Source organism: Hyphobacterium sp. CCMP332 (assembly GCA_014323545.1).
In the GTDB taxonomy this organism is placed as follows: domain Bacteria; phylum Bacteroidota; class Bacteroidia; order Cytophagales; family CCMP332; genus CCMP332.
In genome coordinates, this window is record CP058647.1 from 79,499 (window position 1) to 95,162 (window position 15,664).

Here is a 15,664-nt window from a genome sequence, read left to right on the forward strand (position 1 = left end):
AAATTTGGCTTAGTAAAATAGGGAAATTCAAATTCGTTCAAAAGTGAATAAAAAAAAGGCCTCTCGGATTGAGAGGCCTTTGGTTTAAATTGGTTTTCTATTCTAAAATAATTCGTCTTATAGAATTTTTGTCACCTACTCGAATATCGATGAAGTAAATTCCTTTGGATAAGTTTTGCATATCAATGCTCTTCTTAACCAATCCCGAAGATTGACTTAGTTCTTCTTCGTAAACTTTTCTTCCGAATACATCGGTGATTAATAAAACAGCCGCACTGGAATATTGATTTTCAAATTCAATGCTGACAATGCCATTGGATGGATTTGGATATAATTTTAATCCTGCAATTACATTTTGTTTAATTCCTGAAAGAATTGAAACAGTATCGCAAAATGTATCTGATCCTGCTGAATTAGACACGGTCAGGCAAGCATTATAATTACCAGCACTGGCATAAGTATGCGTTGGGTTTTGCATCATTGATGTATTACCATCGCCAAAGTCCCAGGCAAAAGTATCGATTGTTCCCGTAGAAGCATCTGTAAAATCGACCGTATTTCCACTGCTATTAACGTAGGTAAATCCGGCAGTTGGAGCACTAACGGAAGTTGATATAATTGAAACGTCATCAAAAGCAAATCCGTTGGCAACAACACTTCCATCTGATACAAATCTGAATCTGAGTCTTACATTTGGCAGACCACCAAGACCGCTTAACGCTTGTGTAGCATTTACATATCCTCCAGAACCCGGATCTCCGGACCATCCTTCAGGAACAACCAAAGTTGCAGCATTATTATTATACCAGTTTACTCCTGATCCAAGTGATCCAACTACATTCCAGGTTTGTCCGTCATCGATAGAAGATTCCAATAAGGCTGCGTCCCAGTCAGTTTCAATATTCCACCAGATCTGTGCCTGTATTTCCGGACTGGTATTAGAACTTAAATCAAAACATGGAGAATTTACCCATGAATCCTGTGATACAGCATAGTCGCCTGCTGCATTGGTCACCCAGGCATTTGCACCTGAAGAGGCCGAATTTATTACTGAACCCGAAGGTGTAGCTAGCTCCCAGTCATTTGGACCACTGATAGCATCAGATGACCAACCCTGACTTGCACCATCAAAATCTTCCAAATAAGGAAATGAACTAACCACATCCAATTTAGCTACTTTAACATTGCTCAAAGTATCATTAAGAGGAATAGCATCATTTGGTTGTGTTAGATAGGCTGTGAAGAAATATTCACCGCTATTTGTCAATGTTTCATTTCGACTGATTAAGAGTGTATCACCCGGATTCAAAGTACTTACAGCAAAGGTATCATCACTTAACGACGTAGATGGACCTGTAATATCATAGTGATAAAAAATTGTGTCGACTGAAGAAGCACCTGCATTTATAACCTGAAAATCAAAATTCGCTCCTGTACCTCCACATGGCGAACCTGAAGTGCCCGGATTTGAAACTCCTAAATCAATGGCAGCAGTTTGATAAGCCAAACGAAGCTGAACACGCCATTGAGCTGTTGACCCAAGTGCATCAGAATGAGCTGTAGAATTTTGGTTTCTCACCATACCCGGATTAAATGCTGTATTGGCAGAATAAGTTGGCTCAGCACCTGCTAAAGTTCCTGAGGTGGTCCATTGATAAGCCAAATAAATTCCGTCACCGGTGTATTCAACAGCATTTTGAAACACAATATCATAGAATCCAGCTACGGATGGAACTGTCATTGGACCATCATATACGGTATCCATATTTGCAATTGCCGCAGACCAACTTGATCCTTTTTGATAGTCAAGATCACTGGTATTTGAAATTAGAATAATCATATTTCCACTTACGGCCGTTGTTTGTGGTGTTAAAATATTGAAGCTCATGGCCCTCAAGGAATCTCCACTAGGTAAAAGTCCGGAAATTTCAGAACCCGGGTAAATTCCTACATAGCGTTGAAAACCACAAGATGCGCATGGGCCCCGAAAGTTTGCAGATGAACTTCCGCCCGGTGTCGGTACGTAGGTCAATTGAGCAAATGATACAGAGCTAAAAAGCATTCCGATCATTAAAATTGAAAGATATTTGAAATAAGTATAGTTTGTTTTCATTTCTAATAGTTTAATTTTATGTATCTGAAAGTTAGAGAGAAAGAATGAGTAAATTCTAATTCTGTAAAAAGATTTTATAAAAATAATTTTAGCGCTCATATAAGTAATTAATTGGTTTTCTGGAAGGATAAATTAAATGATAACATATTAATTTGAATTGAAGATAGAATATTTGTAAATAAGCGTTTATACTTTGTTGTTAATTCCAGATAATAGAAATGACCGATTAGATATATAAAATTTCCATAATGCCGCTGTAAAAAAATGCAACCAAAAACTTAATGCGAAATGAACCCGGAACAATTATTCAAAAAGCTGAATTACAAGGATCAGTCTAAAGCGATAATTTTATTTGCTCCGGAGAATATTAAATCCTTTCTCACTAAATCAGATTTCGGAAATTTAATTAAGCCAAAATTCAATGCAGATTCGGAATGGTCATTCCTACTGTGTTTTGCCCAAAATCGCAAAGAATTGGAAAATCATATTGAAACCATTCTTCCAAGCATAAATGGTGATGTTGTTTTGTGGTTTGCTTACCCAAAAAAATCTTCAAAGAATTACTATTCAGATATCAACAGGGATAATGGCTGGGAGGCCCTAGGTAAGTATAATTTTGAACCAGTAAGACAAGTATCCATTGATGATGACTGGTCTGCTTTGCGATTCAGACATATCAGTTATATCAAGCAATTGAAACGAAATCCAAAGATGCTTTTATCAGTAAAGAACCAAAAAGCAAATTAAGGTTTGGATTTAAGCTCCAAAAAAAAAGATCGCATTTCCTGCGATCTTATTTTCATTTTGACAATTAATTATACATCAAGGTAGTACCAATCGAAGCGACTGTATTCAGAAGTGCTCAATGTACCGCTGTTATTTAAATCCCAATTGTTAAAGACGTATTCTGCCAATTCGTATTCACTGATATAATTGTCTTCATCATTGTCTATATCTGAGAAGTACTTTGTGTCATATACAACACTGTAATATTCATTGTAATCTATTTTTCCATCTGCATTGGCATCTACAACATATGTTTCAGAATCAAATACATAATCTTGATAAAAGTAATTATAGCCTATGATCCATTCTTCATCTGATAAGTAATTATCATTATCTGAATCCAAACCAGCATACGATTCTTTAAAAAAATCTTCTTTTAACATTCCTGTAGAATTGTCCGAACCCCATACATGATAAAATTTATCAACAAAGGTTTCAACGAATTCATGTTTTTCTATCAGGCCATCGGCATCTTTATCCCAGGTGCTAAATGTAGTATTCTCTTTCTCTTGAGCCATCAGAAATGTAAACGTCAATATAGAAATGAGTGTTATTGTTATTCTTTTGAGTTTCATTGTATATCCTTTCTGTAAGTATTAGTTAAAAATTAGTTTACGAATAATTCTTCAAGATGCATTCCAATCCAATATTTTGATTATTTGCCTAAAAGAAAAAAAACTGTGGAGATAATTACACAGGTGTGTGCATGGAGGTTTACAAATAATTTATAATTAAACTGAATTAAACTCCTTTAATAACATTTAATCGAAATGTATTTTATTTACATTTCAATGTATTTAATATATGGCCAGGTTAAATAAATCCGATTTTCAAAGTTTAAATTCCCGGGGAGAGCTGATTCAAATTGCAGAGCAAAAAGGAATAAATCTTGATAAAATTTACGAAAATGAGGCCTATGAAAAATCTTTGCTTTCCTTACAGGTTGAACTTGTAAATCTTCAGCATTGGATTGAAAAAACAAATGCCAGGGTAGCAATTTTATTTGAAGGAAGAGACACTGCCGGAAAAGGAGGTGCAATAAAGAGATTTACCCAACATCTCAATCCCAGATCTATGCGTGTTGTAGCATTAAATAAACCCACCGAAATTGAACGAGGGCAATGGTATTTCAGAAGATATATTAAAGAAATGCCCAATCCGGGCGAAATCGTTTTTTTTGACAGAAGCTGGTACAACAGAGCTGTAGTGGAACCAATAATGGAATTCTGTAAAAAAGAGGAATACCAAAGGTTTATGGATCATGTGAATGAGTTTGAGCACATGCTTTACGAAGACGGAGTAGTATTGATTAAGTTTTGGCTGGATATAAGTAAATCGGAGCAAATGAAGCGAATAAAATCAAGACAGAAAAATCCACTAAAACAGTGGAAAGTAAGTCCTGTTGATTTAAAAGCGCATAAGTTGTGGAATAAATTCACCTTTTACAAAGAGCAGATGTTTTCCAGAACACATTCTTCATTTAGTCCCTGGATAATTATTAATTCTGATGAAAAAAAAGTGGCCAGATTGGAGTGTATTCGCTATGTGCTTTCCAAATTTGATTATGAATTAAAAAGTAAAGACGATTCCAACCTGCTGATAGACCCCAATGTACTTTATCGATATTATCGAAGAATAGAAAAAAGATGAACCAAAAGAAACATAAAGTAAGACTCGATAAGAACGATTTAAAACTTCTCAATTCCGGACAGGGACTTAAATCATTATTTTCAAATGAAGAAATTGATCTTGAGTCAAGCCTTCAAATACTTAAAGAACTAAAACAGATTGAATCGCTAAGAATTGAACTTGTAAAAGTTCAGGATTGGATCAGAAAAAACAATAAGAAAGTTATAGTCATTTTCGAAGGACGCGATGCCGCTGGCAAAGGCAGTGTAATCAATGGGCTTACAGCATTTATTAACCCCAGACATTATAAAACTGTTGCTCTGCCCAAACCCAGTAAAGACCAACAGGGCGAATGGTATTTTAAACGCTATGTAGAGCAAATACCCAGGCCTGGAGAAATAGTTTTTTTTGACAGAAGCTGGTACAATCGTGCAGTGGTTGAACCTGTTCATGGCTTTTGCAGCCAGGAAGAATACGATATATTTATGGGCCAGGTCAATGAATTTGAAAGAATGCTATTTGAATCCGAAAATATTATATTCAAAGTATTTTTGAAAATCAGCAAGGAAGAGCAAGCCAGACGGTTAATGGAAATTAATTCTAATCCTTTAAAAAAATGGCGCATGACTCCGGTAGATTCAAAAGCACAGGATTTATGGAATGAATATTCCAAATATGAAAATGCGATGTTCGAAAGAACGGATACAAAAATAGCCCCCTGGACTATACTAGATGGTGAAAACAGAAACCAGGCACTAATTGCTTCACTTGAGCACATAGTCAATAAAATTCCGTATAAGAATGAGCCCTGATAGTCAATTTTTAATTTATGCAGTTTTGCTTGTATTTGTCACCGAGTGCAATGCACATGATTAATCGGAAAGCAGGGAGTCCGACCGCCAGAAACTTGAACAACAATTCAATGAATTAGTAACATTGGCACAGAGCGCTCAATGTTTAGACTCATAGGATTGGTCTTATGTTGCTTACGGGGCAAAAGCGCGGGGTGGCCCACAAGGGTTTCTGGCTTTTAATTTAAAAACTGATACTTTATTGCTGTTTGCACAATTAAACAGCCATGAATCCACAGAGCGTACTTATAACCAACATTTGAATATAATTCCGGATTGTAGCAAACCACAAATTCCAAAAGGTGTGACTTGTGCCAGGAACGAAGCAATTTTAGTCTATGAATAAAAATTCAAATTTTAAATCCTTTTTTGCAGCATAAATTATTTATAAAATTGCGTGCTATTTACTGAGCCTTTTTTCAAAGGAACTAATCTAACATTCAAAACATGAAAAAATTACTATTTATTTTCATATTCTTTTCGATCAGCTATGCAGGGCTTGCTCAAGATTATATTGTTACTGTCAAAGGCGATACTTTTGAATGCAAAATTACTAAGATTACAGAACGCTTTATTCATTTTGATTATGCGGTCCGCGATGAAATTCGTTCAACTGTAATTCTTCTTGATCAGGTTCAATCCTATAATCGCGGTATCAAAAAATCAAATACTATTGTTAATCAGTCTGGTACTAAATCAGATGCAAACCCAACTCAGGATCAAAGTGTTAGCCCATACAATACCTATAATGATCAATACAATGCAAATAAAGACAAATATGATAAAAGTACTGGTGAAGAATCGAAAGCGGGACTATTAAGACTAAGCATTATGGGGGCATATAGCTACCTCACAGCCAAAGGCGCCTCGGGATTGAGTGCAGACCTCAAAGCATACGAGGATGAATTGCGAAGTGGGTATCAATTTGGAGCAAGTTTTCACTATTTTCCTTACAAAAGCCAGACTGGTTATGGACTTAGAGTGAGCAGAACAGGTACTTCGAATTCCGGAACATTCAGTTTTTTTGATCCTGATCTACAGGAATCTTTTACGATCAATGTTGAAGACAATATAAGTATGGTTTATTTCGGCCCTCATTTCTGCGGTAGGTATCCCACCGGTCTGGATCAGAGCGCATTAATCCTTGGTACCTCAATTGGTTACTTTTCTTACGTGAATAATGCCTTTGCCGGACAGTCCGTTAATTTCAGAGGTGAAGGTTTAGGATTAATGTTAGATCTGGGATTTGATATTCAGGTAGCTGAAGGTGTTTTACTTCATTTATTCGGATCTTATATTATAAATTCACTGAGTAAAATAACGGTTAATGGCAGTACTGTGACATTTCCGGATGATACAAGACAAGATAATTCACATGTAAATTTTGGTGGCGGTCTGACATTTTTAATTCCCGGATAAAAGAAAAAATCTAAACAATAGAAAATTTAGGTCTGAATTTATTTCCATGAATATTAAACATTTTTATTAGTTTTCAATGTGGATAATCTAATTCGCGATTTCTATAATAATTTTAAAAACCTCAATGCCGAGGGAATGATTAAACATTATCATCCTGATGTGGAATTTGAGGATCCGGCATTTGGCTTACTAAAAGGTGAGCAAGTCTGCAATATGTGGCGAATGCTTTGTGAATCTCAACAAGACAAAAATTTTATTCTGGATTATTTTGATGTTCATGCCAATACTGAAAAAGGAAGTGCTAAATGGGAAGCAGAATATACATTTAGTAAAACTAACAGACGAGTCAAAAACGTAATAAAAGCCAATTTTGAGTTTAAAGATGGTAAAATATACAGACACTATGACGATTTCAATCTTTACAATTGGGCAATACAGGCATTGGGTTTTAAAGGTCTTTTATTTGGATGGACACTATTTTTTAAAAGATCTCTTCAAAAAAGCACCGCCAAAATGCTCAGGAAGTTTACCAATGAAAATGGAAGTTAATCTTTAGGGATCCTTCATGTAGGACTTTAATTCATCATCAATTGGGATCGCTTTCCCGCTTTTCATGTCCAGTATTACAAATACAACTGTAGCATCAATTACCAGAGTTTGAGTACCATCAAGAAAAATCTTTTGTTTGAAAGTAATGCTCTTTTCACCAATTCGTTCTACGTCGGTATGAATTTCAAGCACATCATGAAGACGTGCCGGATATCTGTAATTAATGTTGTTGTTAACCACTACAAGGCCCAGGCCCCTGCTATGAATTTGATCCCGGTCAACGCGTTTTTCATAAAAAGACCACCTTCCCTCCTCAAGAAATTCAAGATATCTCGCATTATTGACATGCCCGTACAAATCTAGGTGGTATCCCCTAACCTTTGCTTTTGTTACATCCATTCTAATTTATTTCTTTAATGATAAAATTTTCAACTATAATTTAAGTACAAACTATTGAGATTTTGACCTGAAAAATTTCTAAAATTGCAAGCTATGAATAGCACCGAAATTATCAAATTTATCATTGCATTGATTGTCATAACAAATGCATTTAGTGCCATTCCAATATTTTTAAGTCTGACATCTACAAATACTACTTTTGAAAGAAAGCGCATTGCTTTAAAAACCGGTTTATCGGTAGCAATTATATTTACTGTGGTCATATTAATCGGAAGTTTTGTTCTTTCAGTTTTCGGAATTTCTGTAAGTGCGTTTAGAGTGGCTGGTGGAGTTATCATTTTTCTTCTTGGCATTTCAATGATCAATTCCAGACAAAGCGGAATAAAACATACCAAGCAAGAGCAAAAACACGCTGAGGAAAAAGACGATGTAGCCATTGTTCCTTTGGCCCTGCCTATTATTGCCGGACCGGGTACAATTAGCACATTGATTATTTATTCAAATCAATATTCCAGATTCCTTGATAAATTTCTCATGGTTGGTATTTCACTGCTGGTGGCTTTGTTTATTACAGTTCTCCTATTATTTGCTTCCAGAATTGGGAAATATTTAGGGGTTTCGGGGATTAAAATCGCAACAAGAGTAATGGGCATGCTTCTGGCAGCTCTTGCCATAGAAATGATGGCCAATGGTGTACTTGAATTACTGCCCGGTTTATCCAACTAAACTTTTCAGGGTTTTTTCTGAACAGGAATTAATTCTAAAAAATTTCCATAAAAGGAATTTAATAGTATTTTTAAGGAAAAAGTCTTATGAATTGGAAAGTATTTCTCGGTCTGGTGTTGATAGTCATAATTGGGCTTTTTGTTGTTTACAAAATTTACAATAAACCCCATAAGGATATCGCTTCTGCTCAGGTAGATTATGAAACACATCTTTCTGCCCTAATTGATGAATTTGAGCAAAAACCGGACGAATCCAATTCTAAATATACCGACAAAGTTTTAATGATAGAAGCCACAATGAGTGATATTCAGGATGGAGAACATGTCCATTTATTTTTATCTGATGGTGGCATGGGAATCGCAAATTGTGAAATGCTGGAAAAGTCAAAAGATTTTTTTAAGAAAGATGAAACTGTCAAAATTAAAGGACTTTTTGTTGGCTATGATGACCTCATTGAACCTACAATTACATTAAAAAAGTGTTCTGTCCTTAATTGAAAATGAAGTTTTCATACCTCTTTTATATCGCTGTCATTTTAATGCTGGCCATTACCTGTACACACGATCCGGTGATCCCGGAGGATACACCCGGTAATAATCCCATGGATACCACATCGAATCCGGTAGATACAACAGGAAATAACTGTGATACAAGTATTGTCTATTTTGAAAATGATATACTACCCATTTTTCAATCGAACTGCGCCTTTTCTCCCTGCCATGATGCAGGCACACAACAGAGCAACCTGGACCTTTCCAATTACAATGGTATTATGACTGAAATCACCCCCTCTAATCTACAGGAAAGTGATATTTATGAGAGAATAACAGAAGATGATCCAGATAAATTAATGCCAAGGATCGTAGGACAAACTGTTGGCCAAATGCTGGATGATGAAAAGATTCGCTTGATAGAAAAATGGATTCTTCAGGGTGCCAATAACAATCGCTGTGATGAGTGCGATACAAGTTCTATTTCATTTGCAAATGACGTTCTTCCGATATTCGTCAGCAGCTGTAATACGAATTCGACTTGCCACGGATCAGGTTCGGTTCGTCCTATATGGGAAAATCACCAGATCATAGTCAATAATTTAAATAAAATACAGGTAAGAGCTATAGAAAGAACGCATTCCAGTCCTATGCCTCCTTCCGGCCCCTTACCCGATTGCGATATAAGCAAACTAAAAGCTTGGATAAACGATGGTGCACAGGATAATTAAATTAGTTCTAATATTATTTGTATTCACTGCAGTGATTTCATCCTGCTATTACGACAATGAAGAAGAATTGTATCCAGGAGAAATAGTCTGCAATACAGATAGTCTCAGCTATGATGCCAATATTGCTACTATAATTAATACTAAATGTGCGCTTCCCGCCTGTCACGGTGGCCCACAAAATCCGAATTTTTCAGATTTTAATTCTGTAAGTCAAAATACAGATCGAATAAAAGTAAGGGCGGTAGATCAAATGACCATGCCTCCTTCAAGTGTTACACCTCTAAGCGAATGTGAAATTAAACAATTGGAAAGCTGGATTAATGCCGGCGCTCCGCAAAACTAATATTATGAGAACTATATTATTTCTATCACTTCTTATGGTTTCAATCTCTGTTTTTGCACAGGAAAAGTACATTACCAGAACAGGTCATGTTTCCTTCTTTTCCGAAGCACCAATGGAAAATATTGAAGCCCATAACCACCAGGTGACCAGCATATTAAATGTTACAAATGGCGACATGGTATTTTCAATGCTTATGAAAGGTTTTGAATTTGAAAAGGCCTTGATGCAGGAACATTTCAACGAGAGTTATGTGGAATCGGAAAAATTCCCCAAATCCAGCTTTAAAGGTGTGATTCAGAATTTTGAAGCTATTAACTTGAGTAAAAATGGAGAATATGATGTTGTAGTAAAAGGACAGCTCGAAATTCATGGCGTATCCAAAGAATACAGCATTAATGGAAAATTAATACGCGACGGAAATAAAATTCAAGGCAAGTCGAAATTTAATGTAAAAGTTGCTGAACACGGAATTAAAATACCAGCAGGCAAGGTGAATAACATTGCTGAAGTGGTGGAAGTGACAGTGGACATAAGCTACGAGCCTTATGGTAAATAAACTACTATTGGCGATCTCGATGGTCGCACTATCCTTTACATTTTCTTATTCTCAGGATGACCTTATGGACCTGCTTGAATCCGAAACAGATGTAGAAACAACCGAGTACACCTATGCGACTTTTAAAACTACCCGAATAATCAATGGGCAATCCATTGAAAACCCGGCGCATGGTGTTCTGCAATTTGTAATTGGACACAGATTTGGAAAACTCAGTGATGGCGCCTACGATTTGTTTGGACTTGACAATGCCACGGTAAGACTCGGATTTGAATATGGAATCAATGAAAGACTGGCCATAGGAATAGGCAGAAGTTCTGTTGGTAAGACAGTAGATGGAATGCTTAAATTCAAATTGCTTCGTCAATCCAGCGGATTAAAAAATATGCCATTTACACTTGTGTATTATGGAAATATGGCAGTAAACGGTTTAAAATATTTAGATGAGGAAAGAGAAAATTACTTTTCTTCAAGATACTTTTTCAACCATCAATTGCTGATTGCCAGAAAGATCAGCAATTCATATTCGGTACAATTAACTCCAGGGCTTGTTCACAGGAATTTGGTGGCAACTACGGAAGATCCCAATGATATTTATTCAATAGGATTTGGTCAGAGAATTAAATTAAGTCGAATGGTAACCTTAAATACTGAGTATTTTTATCAAATCAATCAAAACAGATCTGATAAATACGATGCGATAGCATTAGGTGTAGATATAGAAACAGGTGGCCATATTTTCTCTCTTCACATTACGAATTCGCGTTCTATGATTGCAGCTTATTCCATCCCCGATACCGATGGTAATATTCTGGACGGTGATATTTATTTTGGATTCAATGTAAACCGCGTTTTCACGATCGTCAATAAATAATTAATTCAGCGGTTGACATTGGGTAATCTTCATTTTTGAGTCGTATTTAAGAATTCGATTAGAAGAACTGATAAAATCTTTGGAGCTTAATTGTTCATTATTTTTAATAAATGTCAAAGCCTCACTTTGATTTTTATCATCACTGGCATTGGAATAATTTTCTGCGAATTTTTCATATTGGTATTTAGCCGAAGCAAAGTCTCCATTCACCCGATAAGCCCGTGCCAGTCCTAAACGGCTCATGCTTCTATTTGGTGTTCGCATGAGGCTGGTTTTGAATAAGTCAATGGATTTTTCAATTTTCCCTTCTTTTAAGCAGATTTCAGCATATAATTCGTGAATGGGTTTGATAATATCCGGTGGACCTGTTGGAGGGTTTAAGGATTCCTCCAATAAAATAGCCTTTTCAAAATAAGATTCAGCATTGTCAAAACCAGAGTTCTCAAAGAAATACAACCCTTTAAGTGAATTCAGATATATTTCAATGATTTTTTGATCAAATGATTCTGTTGAATCCATTTGATTTAAATATTCAGAGATATTTTGGATGGAAGCAAGACAATTATCCCTCTCCCCTTTTTCAAGGCTTCTCCATCCATATGCAAACTGATATTTGGCAAGAGACATTTCGGACACGCTATTAACGCCCTCAATCTCGAAACTGTAATCTCCAAGATCGGATGAGTTTTCAACCCAGATTCGCGTAAGAATATCAATCTCATAATGCTTCTCTCGTCTGGTAAAGGTATCCTTATTATTTATTTGAATCTTTTCCAGTTGAACTAAGGCACTATCGAACAAACCGGCCTGTGTATATGCATATGCCAACCATGATAAACTGTGATTGTCGAGATATGTACGGTTTAGTTTTTCTTTCTTAACCCAGTTTTCAGAAGCGTTCCTCGCATTAATGTTGGAAGAAATTACATTTTCCCACATTCCCAGTTGAACAAAAATGTGCGAAGGCATATGCAATGCATGATTGCTTTCCGGTGCTACTTTTGCATATTTATAAGCGGCATCTAAGGCAAGTATGGCATGCAAGGGATCATCCAAAGCATGGATTTTATAATGGAGTGCACCCGGATGATTGGGGTTTTTGTCTAAAACTTGTTGTGAAATAGCCGCACATTTCATTCGAATATCCTCATTTCCCTGGTTGTCTCTCAGCAAACCCAATAATGAAAGGGCATAAAAGGCTCTTACTTCTAAATTGTCAGGATACTTGTTCAACATGTTTTCCATAAACACAGCATAATCCTGATCTCTTTCTAGTTTGTTATCCTTTTCTGAATACAATACATCCAATGACCTTATAAAATCCTTTTCCACTTCTAATTCCGCCATTTTTAACCTCATTTCTTTTGAATTTCCCAATTGACTGAGGATTTCCCTGGCTTTTTTGCGATCCTGAATCTGCCAAAGCGTTTTATTCTTGCTCATGGCTTCGCCCCAATAAGCCATTGCAAAACCTGAATCCATTTGAATGGCTTCGCGAAATGAAGCTTCAGCCACCGGGTACCAAAAATTATGCAAGGCTAACACACCTTGATAAAATGCATTTTGAGCATTTTCAGCTCCGCTATTTTCAAATTCTATTGTGCCTAGTTTTCTTACTTCTTCATTCTGACTTGATTTTTTATCACAAGAACTGATAATAGAAATCAATAAGAGGAATAGAATTAGTGTGAAATGATTCGAACGACAATATTTCATAACATAAAATTATGTCTTTAAATTTAATCTAAGTATTATCTTTATATGCTATGAAACAAATTTTAGCCTTTCTTTTAATTATTGTTCTTAGTGCTTCTTTGGCTTTTTCGCAAACAAATATAAGATTGAGCAACCCTGAGGCAGACTCTGTTTTAAAAGGATTATACAACCCTCTGAATTATTTACCACCTCAAATTATAGATAATCCTCAAACTATTATTCAAGGTTTAAATAATGAAATCAGTACAGATTCCTTAAAATCCTACTTAATCAAACTTAGTGAATTTGGCACACGAAATTCAGGATCAGATACCAGCTCAAGTACGATCGGAATTGGTGCTGCAAGGAGATGGGCTCTGGCTAAATTTCAGGAATTCAGCAATCAAAATCACGGTAGGCTCTTGGCTAGCTATCTGGATTTTGATTTAAGTATTTGTGGTGTGGATAAACACAAAAATATCCTGGCAGTCCTACCCGGAACTGATACTGTATTTGATAAAATAATTCTTATTGAGGCTCATTTAGATTCACGATGTGATGTATTATGCGACACCGCCTGTATTGCCGAGGGTGTAGAAGATAATGCCAGTGGTTCAGCTCTTGTATTGGAACTTGCGCGAATAATGAGCAAGTACACTTTTGAAGCAACAATGCTTTTCATGTTGACTACAGCTGAAGAACAAGGACTTTTGGGTGCGGATGCAATGGCTGATTATGCCAGTGCAAATAACCTTCCAATTAAAGCGGTTCTCAATAATGATATTGTGGGTGGTATTATATGTGGGCAAACCAGTTCGGCTCCTAGTTGTCCGGGTTTAAATCACATTGATTCAACTCAGGTCAGACTTTTTTCCGGAGGTGGCCTGAACTCAAAACACAAAGCTTTGAGCAGGCATATCAAAATCACTTATGAAGATGAACTGCTTCCTATAGTTTCTGTTCCAATGCAAATTACCATAATGTCTCAAGAGGATCGTTCGGGACGCGGAGGAGATCATATACCATTCCGGCAGCAAGGGTTTACAGCTATGCGTTTTACCTCAGCCAATGAACATGGAAATGCTTCTGCAGGCCCCGGTTATACCGACAGGCAACACACAAGCAATGACATATTGGGGGTTGATACAAATAATGATAATATCATTGATAGCTTTTTTATTGACTTTAATTATCTGGCAAGAAATGCAATCATTAATGCTGCAGAAGCTACTGCGCTAAGTTCTTCGCCTCGAAAAGTGAGTATTCTAAGCAGCCTTGCAACTGACAATTATTTGAAAGTTGAAATTAATGATCCCGACTCTACCGGTCTTTATAAAGTCGGAATAAGAACTACCGGAAATGATTTTGATACAATTCATTTAAGCAATAGTAGCATAGATTCTTTTCCCAGTTATGGTCCTGGTTTTTATTTTTTAAGTGCCTGTGCGGTTGACCAAAATGGAATAGAAGGTCTTTTCTCAAATGAAGAATTTTTAACTGTGGCAGCCACAGGGCTTGATAAATTAAAAGGCCCCTATTCTGGCATTACTCTTTTACAAAATAAACCCAATCCATTTGATGAGGCCACATTAATTGCATTTCATGCAGAGGTAGTTCCAAAATATTCGGAGGCTTTTATACAACTTAGAGAACTTGACGGCCGGGAAATTACCAGAATTCCCGTTGAGGTTCACCAAGGAATGAATGAAGTAATATACAATCACGGCTATAATAAAAGCGGTACATTTATTTACACCCTTGTGATCGATAATGTAAAAGTGGATAGCAAAAGAATGGTATTCGCCTTTTGATCACATTTGATCGAATATTGAACTGATTAGTCTTTGTTTGCTATTAAAACTTTCTTCCAATGCAATCATAGATTCTGTTCGTCTGATTCCTTTAATTCCTAATATTTTGTCAATCACCTTTTTTGCGTGCTGAGTATCCCTGCATCTTATTTTTGTAAAAATTGAAAATTGTCCGGAGGTCACGTTTGCAATGGTTACTTCGGGAATTTTGTACAATTCTTTAATTACGTCATCAGATCTGTATGTTTCTCTTAAGAAGATACCCACATAAGCAATAAATCGATAACCCAAGCGAACATAATCTATGGTCAATGTTGCACCTTTAATAATCCCGGCATCTTCAAGCTTTTTTACTCTTCCATGCACCGTGCCAACTGATACCCCAATAATTTTGGCAATTTCAGTATAGGGCATTCTCGCATCATTTGATAAAAAGTTGATTATCTGCTTATCCACCTTGTCAATTTTATAATAGTTGAGCATCATTTTAATAATAAACTGAAAGAATAATAATTAAATTGCTAATAAATTAAATTATTTGTAATTATCCTTAATAATTTATAAAATATTGACAGATATAAATAAGGCTGTGTTAGTTTTGAATCGTTAATCGTATTGAAGTTAGGTCTGAACACAATCGTGGGTTTCCTGCGGTTGTGTTGTTTTTTTTATTCCTGGCGGATTTAATTAT

17 protein-coding genes are annotated in these 15,664 nt (G+C 36.0%); 12 read left to right on the forward strand and 5 right to left on the reverse strand.

Translation table 11 applies throughout. The features are described 5' to 3' along the window. Positions 1-97: 97 nt before the first annotated feature. Positions 98-2,113, reverse strand: a complete 2,016-nt coding sequence (locus HZR84_00370; GenBank protein ID QNL20467.1) for a PKD domain-containing protein — start codon at positions 2,111-2,113, stop codon at positions 98-100. Between the two features lie 288 nt (positions 2,114-2,401). Here HZR84_00370 and HZR84_00375 point away from each other — a divergent pair, with 288 nt between their 5' ends. Further along, the gene (locus HZR84_00375) at positions 2,402-2,860 is read left to right on the forward strand and encodes a hypothetical protein (protein ID QNL20468.1); all 459 of its coding nucleotides are present in this window, start codon (positions 2,402-2,404) and stop codon (positions 2,858-2,860) included. A gap of 68 nt (positions 2,861-2,928) precedes the next feature. Here HZR84_00375 and HZR84_00380 read toward each other — a convergent pair whose 3' ends face one another. Then, on the reverse strand, positions 2,929-3,474 hold the full coding sequence (locus HZR84_00380) for a hypothetical protein (GenBank protein QNL20469.1): 546 nt from the start codon (positions 3,472-3,474) through the stop codon (positions 2,929-2,931). Between the two features lie 229 nt (positions 3,475-3,703). On the opposite strand from HZR84_00380, the gene ppk2 reads away from it, so the two are divergent. From ppk2 to HZR84_00400, 4 genes are all read left to right on the forward strand, one after another. Next, the gene (ppk2, locus tag HZR84_00385; protein ID QNL20470.1) at positions 3,704-4,549 is read left to right on the forward strand and encodes a polyphosphate kinase 2; all 846 of its coding nucleotides are present in this window, start codon (positions 3,704-3,706) and stop codon (positions 4,547-4,549) included. Next, a complete protein-coding gene (locus HZR84_00390; protein QNL20471.1) occupies positions 4,546-5,340 on the forward strand; it encodes a polyphosphate kinase 2 in 795 nt (264 codons plus the stop codon). Before ppk2 ends, HZR84_00390 begins: the two co-directional genes overlap by 4 nt. Positions 5,341-5,826: 486 nt before the next feature. Further along, positions 5,827-6,798, forward strand: coding sequence for a hypothetical protein (locus HZR84_00395; protein QNL20472.1), 972 nt, complete (start codon positions 5,827-5,829; stop codon positions 6,796-6,798). Between the two features lie 78 nt (positions 6,799-6,876). Beyond that, entirely contained in the window at positions 6,877-7,347 is a 471-nt protein-coding gene (locus tag HZR84_00400) for a nuclear transport factor 2 family protein (GenBank protein QNL20473.1), read from the forward strand. Between the two features lie 3 nt (positions 7,348-7,350). Here HZR84_00400 and HZR84_00405 read toward each other — a convergent pair whose 3' ends face one another. Further along, positions 7,351-7,746 carry an acyl-CoA thioesterase gene (locus tag HZR84_00405; protein QNL20474.1) on the reverse strand — a complete coding sequence of 132 codons (396 nt, stop codon included), beginning with the start codon at positions 7,744-7,746 and terminating at the stop codon, positions 7,351-7,353. 93 nt (positions 7,747-7,839) lie between these two features. Between HZR84_00405 and HZR84_00410 the strand changes: the two genes are divergently transcribed. The 6 genes from HZR84_00410 (at position 7,840) to HZR84_00435 (ending at position 11,467) form a co-directional block, all read left to right on the forward strand. Next, entirely contained in the window at positions 7,840-8,472 is a 633-nt protein-coding gene (locus tag HZR84_00410) for an NAAT family transporter (protein QNL20475.1), read from the forward strand. An 86-nt stretch (positions 8,473-8,558) separates the two neighbouring features. Next, positions 8,559-8,969 (forward strand): hypothetical protein, encoded by a 411-nt coding sequence (locus tag HZR84_00415; GenBank protein QNL20476.1) that lies wholly within the window; start codon positions 8,559-8,561, stop codon positions 8,967-8,969. Positions 8,970-8,971: 2 nt separating this feature from the next. Further along, the gene (locus HZR84_00420) at positions 8,972-9,694 is read left to right on the forward strand and encodes a hypothetical protein (GenBank protein ID QNL20477.1); all 723 of its coding nucleotides are present in this window, start codon (positions 8,972-8,974) and stop codon (positions 9,692-9,694) included. After that, on the forward strand, positions 9,675-10,037 hold the full coding sequence (locus HZR84_00425; GenBank protein ID QNL20478.1) for a hypothetical protein: 363 nt from the start codon (positions 9,675-9,677) through the stop codon (positions 10,035-10,037). Before HZR84_00420 ends, HZR84_00425 begins: the two co-directional genes overlap by 20 nt. Positions 10,038-10,041: 4 nt before the next feature. Further along, positions 10,042-10,593 (forward strand): YceI family protein, encoded by a 552-nt coding sequence (locus HZR84_00430; GenBank protein QNL20479.1) that lies wholly within the window; start codon positions 10,042-10,044, stop codon positions 10,591-10,593. Continuing rightward, on the forward strand, positions 10,583-11,467 hold the full coding sequence (locus HZR84_00435; GenBank protein QNL20480.1) for a hypothetical protein: 885 nt from the start codon (positions 10,583-10,585) through the stop codon (positions 11,465-11,467). Before HZR84_00430 ends, HZR84_00435 begins: the two co-directional genes overlap by 11 nt. On the opposite strand, the gene HZR84_00440 is transcribed toward HZR84_00435, so the two are convergent. After that, a complete protein-coding gene (locus HZR84_00440; protein QNL20481.1) occupies positions 11,468-13,183 on the reverse strand; it encodes a hypothetical protein in 1,716 nt (571 codons plus the stop codon). Positions 13,184-13,233: 50 nt separating this feature from the next. On the opposite strand from HZR84_00440, the gene HZR84_00445 reads away from it, so the two are divergent. Continuing rightward, complete coding sequence (locus tag HZR84_00445; GenBank protein QNL20482.1) at positions 13,234-14,973, forward strand: M28 family peptidase; 1,740 nt, start codon at positions 13,234-13,236, stop codon at positions 14,971-14,973. Here the strand turns inward: HZR84_00445 and HZR84_00450 are convergent, their stop codons facing one another. After that, positions 14,974-15,456 carry a winged helix-turn-helix transcriptional regulator gene (locus tag HZR84_00450; GenBank protein ID QNL23145.1) on the reverse strand — a complete coding sequence of 161 codons (483 nt, stop codon included), beginning with the start codon at positions 15,454-15,456 and terminating at the stop codon, positions 14,974-14,976. Positions 15,457-15,664 lie beyond the last annotated feature (208 nt).

What these genes read in the sequence shown, in the direction of transcription:
- HZR84_00405 (QNL20474.1), bottom strand. Translation starts at nt 7,746, where the DNA reads ATGGATGTAACAAAAGCAAAGGTTAGGGGATACCACCTAGATTTGTAC.
- HZR84_00440 (QNL20481.1), bottom strand. Translation starts at nt 13,183, where the DNA reads ATGAAATATTGTCGTTCGAATCATTTCACACTAATTCTATTCCTCTTA.
- HZR84_00410 (QNL20475.1), top strand. Translation starts at nt 7,840, where the DNA reads ATGAATAGCACCGAAATTATCAAATTTATCATTGCATTGATTGTCATA.
- HZR84_00395 (QNL20472.1), top strand. Translation starts at nt 5,827, where the DNA reads ATGAAAAAATTACTATTTATTTTCATATTCTTTTCGATCAGCTATGCA.
- HZR84_00380 (QNL20469.1), bottom strand. Translation starts at nt 3,474, where the DNA reads ATGAAACTCAAAAGAATAACAATAACACTCATTTCTATATTGACGTTT.
- HZR84_00435 (QNL20480.1), top strand. Translation starts at nt 10,583, where the DNA reads ATGGTAAATAAACTACTATTGGCGATCTCGATGGTCGCACTATCCTTT.
- ppk2 (QNL20470.1), top strand. Translation starts at nt 3,704, where the DNA reads ATGGCCAGGTTAAATAAATCCGATTTTCAAAGTTTAAATTCCCGGGGA.
- HZR84_00430 (QNL20479.1), top strand. Translation starts at nt 10,042, where the DNA reads ATGAGAACTATATTATTTCTATCACTTCTTATGGTTTCAATCTCTGTT.
- HZR84_00370 (QNL20467.1), bottom strand. Translation starts at nt 2,113, where the DNA reads ATGAAAACAAACTATACTTATTTCAAATATCTTTCAATTTTAATGATC.
- HZR84_00415 (QNL20476.1), top strand. Translation starts at nt 8,559, where the DNA reads ATGAATTGGAAAGTATTTCTCGGTCTGGTGTTGATAGTCATAATTGGG.
- HZR84_00390 (QNL20471.1), top strand. Translation starts at nt 4,546, where the DNA reads ATGAACCAAAAGAAACATAAAGTAAGACTCGATAAGAACGATTTAAAA.
- HZR84_00375 (QNL20468.1), top strand. Translation starts at nt 2,402, where the DNA reads ATGAACCCGGAACAATTATTCAAAAAGCTGAATTACAAGGATCAGTCT.
- HZR84_00445 (QNL20482.1), top strand. Translation starts at nt 13,234, where the DNA reads ATGAAACAAATTTTAGCCTTTCTTTTAATTATTGTTCTTAGTGCTTCT.
- HZR84_00425 (QNL20478.1), top strand. Translation starts at nt 9,675, where the DNA reads ATGGTGCACAGGATAATTAAATTAGTTCTAATATTATTTGTATTCACT.
- HZR84_00420 (QNL20477.1), top strand. Translation starts at nt 8,972, where the DNA reads ATGAAGTTTTCATACCTCTTTTATATCGCTGTCATTTTAATGCTGGCC.
- HZR84_00450 (QNL23145.1), bottom strand. Translation starts at nt 15,456, where the DNA reads ATGCTCAACTATTATAAAATTGACAAGGTGGATAAGCAGATAATCAAC.